Below are 6,372 nucleotides of genomic sequence, written 5' to 3'. Positions count from 1 at the left end.
AGAATCAAGATTCACCTATTCCCCCATATTAGACATAACTATTTTATTTTACTTGCTTTTTATATACCATTTATGAATGTCATCGTAAAATGTCTGTCGTGTGCGTTGAGAGATGTTTCTTTAAAACAAGTAAATAAATATGCAATACAAATATACTAATATACAACATAAGTATATTTCGTTTGGAGCGTTCTTTACTTTTGTGCAACCCATGCCTCATGAGAGCAGCATTAACCAATCTTTCCATGAGATAAACGTTTAGAAAACCTTTTTGTCTTCCTCCACTCACCTTAAAGGACCAAGACCTTAACTCAATCAGCTCTGTACGCAGTCCGAATTTTTGTCAAAACGATCTTCTCTTGACTTCCACTCATGTGATTCACTTAAACGAAAACCTCAACAAATAAACCTACGAATATTCATCGTACACTAAAAAATACTTAAACGTTCCAAGAAAACTTATATGTCTTATATTACCGTTATAAATGACAGTGCTTTATAGCATAACAGGATAAAAAAGTTTTCAGCAACACAAAAACTACGAAGCCAATCAATAGTCCCTTTAAGGCTTTTCTTTTTACACTTCACAGCGCTCCAAATCCTCGAACTTTTATAAAAAAAGGAGCGACTTTAAGCTTGCCGAATATGTTGTATCAGCATATATTACAGATTGTAATATATTGTTATTCATAAAATCACCTCAAAAAGAACAGAAAGAGGTTTTTATGGCTGATCTCGTAAAAGCCGCTATGCTTTATTCGACCTTAATTATCACCATCAATGCTTTTGTTGTTATTTTAGTTCTCGTAATAGAAATATACTAAGCATACTCTTTTGGCTTTTTATAATCTGTACAAATGGGCATCTTAATTTCACATAAGAGCAAAGCAAAGTTTTAATTCTACAGATAAACCACACACCCAATTTCAAACATCGCTTGCAACTATTTGAGTATAAACTCTGCTTTTTATATGCATTTTTAACCATCAGTGTCCGTCTTTTCACGCTATCTTGAATCTCAACTTCACTCCCACCTTAAAAAACAAAATTTTCTATCAGATCCGATCTGTAAATAATTTATCTCCTTATTGAGTAAGTTCCCCCCTTCAGGGCATATCACAATTCTAAAGGATAATATTTCATGAAGCTTATGATAATCTATTGAACACCATCTTTACCCTTATGAGAGAATAAACCAGCAGCATCACACACTTTTCCAGCCCCAAATGTTGCCAACAAACCTTGAGCACTTGAGATAATTCATAAAAGGTATTTTTACGTCTTTCTTCAACAGTTTTTATCCACACGTCTCTCCCCGCTTGTACCATGCAAGAAAATGGTTTTAATTAATTCAACCGAGAACAGATTTGGAATAAGAGAATCTTACGTTATTCGAGATCCTTATTCAGTATAAAATAATTAAATTATTTTTATAAATCAAAGTGTTATTCAGAAAAACATTCATCACACACTCGAGAACAAAAAACACCTCATACGTAAAGTTTTATATGCGCTCCACCGCTCAACATGATAATATCACGACACAATTAAGATAAAAAAATAACAAGGAAAAACCTTGCAAACTCAGAAAAGAGAGGAGAAAAATAAAAAGATGTGGAGAGCGCTCAATTCCTCACACATCCGGCAAAACCGTCCTAGCAAAACGGCCTCACAACTTAATGAATATTATAATATTCTCAAATCAAAATCAATTTTTTAAAAATAGTTTGAGAAAAACATTTGAGTATGAAACGATAATAATTCCATTCAGAATGCTTTTCTCTTTATAAAACAGAGAAAAGTAATTTCCAAACAAATGTTTCCTCCCAATTTTTCCGAAATTAGCCGCAACACTAAAAAACGATCTTAGTGTGATGAAACATTTATTTGTGATAAAGGCAAAAAAACACCCCAAAGATAGATTTAATCTCATATTTTAAATACATGTAACCAAAACATTAAAAAATTAGCAGTAACACGTAACAACTCATTGGGAGGCAATACTATCTACAATTGGAAGCACTTTTGGGCCAAACAATGACAGTATAGCATCCGTTTACACAAAGAGTACAGATCGTAAACGACTAATTCTTGCAGCCATAACAAGACTCTCTAAAAGTTAGAGAGAGCCTAAAAAACGTAATAGAATCAATAACTAAACAATTCCTTATTTATTGAACTGTATGTTTTTAATTAATGCCGAACATAAGTTCCATATATGCTTGTCTGGCATGTTGGCAATTTTTAGATTTCTCCATAGAAGATTGATCCAGCTTTTCACATTTTTTTGCCCACTCTTCGAGTAATGTTTTATCTTTCTTAAATTCCGCTACGCTGTAGTTTTTTTCACACCCAGCAACAACAAGTCCAGTACAAACCAGCAATGCTGTAATAATAACTTTATTCATGATTTAATTCCCCTCCTTTTTATCTTCAGTTTTTTTCTCGTCATCATGTACAAAGCTTGAACCAGGCCAATCTCGGGCATGAACTTCACGATACGCTTTATCTGCGTTTTTACAATTTTGAGAATCTAAATCCCCTGATATCATGCATTTCATTGCCCATTGCTCGAGTAATTTGGGATCCTTCTTAAATTCCGCTACGCTATAAGTTTTTTCACAACCAGAAACGACAAGTCCAGTACAAACCAGCAATGCTGTAATAATGGCTTTATTCATCAATAAAATTCCCCTTTTTTCAAATTTACAAAGTTTAGGACACAATTTAGCACCCGATTAAAATTGTACATTCGGTTCATTGTGCATTTTCAAAAATTTAAAAATCTACTTCTGTACGCGATTTTTCCCAACCTATGATGATAAATCGCGTACAAAGAAAAATACCGCTATCAATATATTTTTTATGATTTAATTGTTGTCCTGCTTTTTTTCAGTTTCATTCCCCTTTTTGCTACTTTCACGAAGTTCCTTTGCAAGATTTCTATAATGCTCTTGAAAAAGTTCCATATCGGCTTGCATGACATTTTGACAATTCTTGGTTTCAAAAGCAGAGGGGCCCATTTTATCGCATTTCTTTCCCCATTTTTGCATCAATTTTTTATCTTTCTTAAACTCTGCTACGCTATAAGTTTTTTCACAACCAGAAACGACAAGTCCCACGCAAAGCAGTAGCGCTGTTATAATGATCTTGTTCATGATTTAACCCCTCTCTTTGTTTTATATTTTATTAACAATATCTTTGGGTTCACATCCCCTCCTATATTGTGACCTTGCGTCTAATTTTCCTTTGCAAATACGCACATTTTCAACGCAAACATATCAAATCATGAGAGCCGCTTTCATTTATCAGACTTGCATTTGTAACATTATCTGCACGGCTGCTCTTTGTATTTGAAGTGTTAAAACTTCAGCAAAAATACTGATCTCTTGACATTCTCAAAAAGCTTTTAATTATTTTTTTCAAAAATCTCTTGGCAACGAGAAGCAGCACGAATATTTTACCCAAAATTCGTCATGCCTATATCCATTGCAAATTCTCTGCAAATGAAAGAATATACTTTTAAATCCACTAATTACGCTCTTATCATTTCTAAACCACCGGAAAAAAAGAAAACTTTAAGTCCCCCTGCACTTTTTAAGTGCCAATAGAAATGCTAAAAAAGCCTATAAATATAAGAAATACTTTTATAATATGCTCAATGACTTCTTTTGTTTATTAGGAATAACTTATAGCGTGCCAATATCAGTAAATTTTACTTATTTTTATCCCCCCTTTATAAACATGAATATAATTTAATAAAACGGATTGCTGTGTAGCAGAAAAAAATAATCAACGCTACTCTTAATTACATTATTGACGCATGTATTAAGTACAATAAACAAAACCTGATGTTTAAAATCATTATCAAGATAGTTTTTATGGAAGAATAAACTTATCTATTCATCTAGAGATATAAGATCACAAATAGTATGATGATTATCAAATTTATAGAGAAAAGTTTGAAGCGGAAAATTTTTCATAAGCTTATAACTCTTTCATGAGATGATATAGAACCTTGTGACAAACAACTTAAATGAAGCAACCATCGTGAAAAAGGAAGGGCGCTTTTATCATTATTAACTTCGTATAAAAACAACCAATATCATCTTTAGAAAAAGCATTCAAAGCAACGAAATTATCGTATCATTTTTTACACTTTTCCGTATTTTTGTGAAAGCAATTCGCGTACCTCATCAGCTATTTTAGTTCCACGACTTGCACAACTTACCTTAATTAACCGATGCAAATTTTCTGGTATATCAATTGTGAGGCGCTTCATACCTCCACTCATGCTCCCTTTGTGGCTTCCTATCCATGCATCCGCTGTTAAAGGAATTGATTTATTGGTTGGTTTTGTGCCAATTTTAATTTTTTTACTCATCGTGCTAACTCCTTGATTTCCGCTGCAACCGCTTCAATCTCTGCCGCTGCGGGTCCTTGCTTATCAACTTCATAAACGGCCTTCCCCTGTGCGGCAGCTTCTGCAAAAATCACGCGCTGCGCAACACTAGAAGAAAGAACATGCACAGGGTATATGCCAAGAGCTTCGTTCACATCGCGCCCTATCGCTGTATTGACGATTTTACGATTAATAACAAAAGCAGATTTGAGATTCTCTTTATAAACGCGTGCTTCATCAATCAGCTTTACAATTCCATCCGCTGCCCAAATATCATAGGGACTAGGCAAAACAGGGATAAGCACCAAATCCGAAGCCATAAGAGCACTACGAGCAAGATCCGTCACACGCGGAGGGCCATCGATAATAATATGATCATAACCATGACCAATCTGTGTAATCTCTTTGTGAACCGTTGCACGCGGTAAACCAATAACTGAAAACAAAGGTGCATCTTCACGCGCAGCAGCCCAATCCAATGCGCTTCCCTGTGGATCAACATCAATAAGCAATACCCGTGCACCGGTACGGGCAAAACTGGCCGCAAGATTAACACTCAACGTCGTTTTTCCGACACCTCCCTTTTGATTCAAAAGTCCAATGATCATCCATTACGCCTTTCAGTATTATCGTTTTTACGATTATACTGAAAATAACAAAAGAAGCAAGCATTCAACACATGAAAGACAACTACTTCTCCCATTTTTAGGATAAAAACGACACCACCCAATTTTATCTTTATAATATTTTTTTAACTTTTAGCATTGAGCAAAATATTATAAAAATAATATTCTTGAGAATAAGAAAAATTTAAACACGAGATATGCTCTTCTTCCCCACCCTAAAACAAAGATTTTTAAATCCATGTCGATCAGTAAACAATGCTCTGTAAATGATCCTGCTTCTTATCGCGCCTTCCACTTGGGCTTGTCCCCCTTCATGTGGTACACTTGATACGCCTTTACAAACAGTCTCTACCCAGAATATACAACAAACTATAAGGAGAATTCATTGTTTTGCACGTTGAATGAGAGAGCCGAAATCAGTAAGATTCTCTCATTCCCTCCTCTTCTATGAATCACTTGCTTGCTCATCACAAGCAGAACGAGCATATGAGCAAAAAACACTGAAAAGAAAGGTCTAAAAATGCTTCTTATGCAAAATCTCCAGTACCAAGAACGATTACAATATTGGGGACTAGCAAAGTGTATGATAGTGTCGGCTTGTACCTTTTCTTGAACTAAAAATAGGAGTACATGATGAATTCTATACTCTTTGATGCTCGACAGAGTAAAATGGGCTTAAGAAAAGTAAGGATCCCTCTAGCAAGCGCGTAAACAAGCAATACAACGAATTATCCGCAGGAAAACAAGCTGTTACCTTTCATAAGATCGAATAACAAATATGTTGCAGAATGAGATATTTTGCATCTTACAACTCATTTTTCACCAATAGATCTTCTCGACAAAAAGAATATTTTTGTTAAGATGCCATTGAAAAACTTACCTTCATTATGTTCTTTCTATATACCAGACCAGAGGGTATCGTGAAGATCGTGCAATTGGGAATAAACAAAAATGAATTTACAACAAATTGAACCTGATATTTTTATCAGCGCCCAACTTAGCATAGAAAATATCAAAACATTGGCACAAGCTGGTTTTAAAACAATTATCTGTAACCGCCCCGATCATGAAGAGCTCCATCAACCTGACTTTTCTAGCATTAAAACGGTCGCAAATGAATATGGCATAAAAGCCTATCACATTCCCATTTCTCCTCCAACTATAGAAAAGTCAGCTGTTGAAGCCATGCAAACAATTTTAAAAACTGCCTCTCTGCCTCTTCTTGCCTATTGTCATCACGGATCACGCTCGCTGCATCTTTATCGTTTAGCGCGTCTTTAAACAGAGAGTTCGCACACTTCCTCCTCGCCTTAAAAGACGAAAATTCTTAAATACACATCGATT

Annotated in this window: 6 protein-coding genes; 1 reads left to right on the top strand and 5 read right to left on the bottom strand. The window is 34.9% G+C overall.

Annotated elements, in window-relative coordinates; genetic code table 11:
- Positions 1-2,189: 2,189 nt before the first annotated feature.
- The 5 genes from ACFIJL_RS06910 to parA form a co-directional block, all read right to left on the bottom strand.
- Positions 2,190-2,408, bottom strand: a complete 219-nt coding sequence (locus tag ACFIJL_RS06910) for an EexN family lipoprotein (protein ID WP_375614687.1) — start codon at positions 2,406-2,408, stop codon at positions 2,190-2,192.
- A 3-nt stretch (positions 2,409-2,411) separates the two neighbouring features.
- Positions 2,412-2,681, bottom strand: a complete 270-nt coding sequence (locus tag ACFIJL_RS06905; protein WP_375623754.1) for an EexN family lipoprotein — start codon at positions 2,679-2,681, stop codon at positions 2,412-2,414.
- Positions 2,682-2,870: 189 nt separating this feature from the next.
- On the bottom strand, positions 2,871-3,158 hold the full coding sequence (locus tag ACFIJL_RS06900; RefSeq protein WP_375623752.1) for an EexN family lipoprotein: 288 nt from the start codon (positions 3,156-3,158) through the stop codon (positions 2,871-2,873).
- Positions 3,159-4,153: 995 nt separating this feature from the next.
- Positions 4,154-4,384 carry a plasmid partition protein ParG gene (locus ACFIJL_RS06895; protein WP_375623750.1) on the bottom strand — a complete coding sequence of 77 codons (231 nt, stop codon included), beginning with the start codon at positions 4,382-4,384 and terminating at the stop codon, positions 4,154-4,156.
- Positions 4,381-5,010: a ParA family partition ATPase gene (parA, locus tag ACFIJL_RS06890; protein ID WP_273790968.1), complete on the bottom strand. Its 630-nt coding sequence runs from the start codon at positions 5,008-5,010 to the stop codon at positions 4,381-4,383. Before parA ends, ACFIJL_RS06895 begins: the two co-directional genes overlap by 4 nt.
- Positions 5,011-5,979: 969 nt before the next feature.
- On the opposite strand from parA, the gene ACFIJL_RS06885 reads away from it, so the two are divergent.
- The gene (locus ACFIJL_RS06885; protein WP_375610590.1) at positions 5,980-6,309 is read left to right on the top strand and encodes a TIGR01244 family sulfur transferase; all 330 of its coding nucleotides are present in this window, start codon (positions 5,980-5,982) and stop codon (positions 6,307-6,309) included.
- The last annotated feature ends 63 nt before the right edge of the window (positions 6,310-6,372 follow it).

This window comes from Bartonella sp. TT119HLJHH, assembly GCF_042193385.1.
Lineage (GTDB): Bacteria > Pseudomonadota > Alphaproteobacteria > Rhizobiales > Rhizobiaceae > Bartonella.
This window is presented reverse-complemented; position numbering and strand designations above follow the sequence as displayed.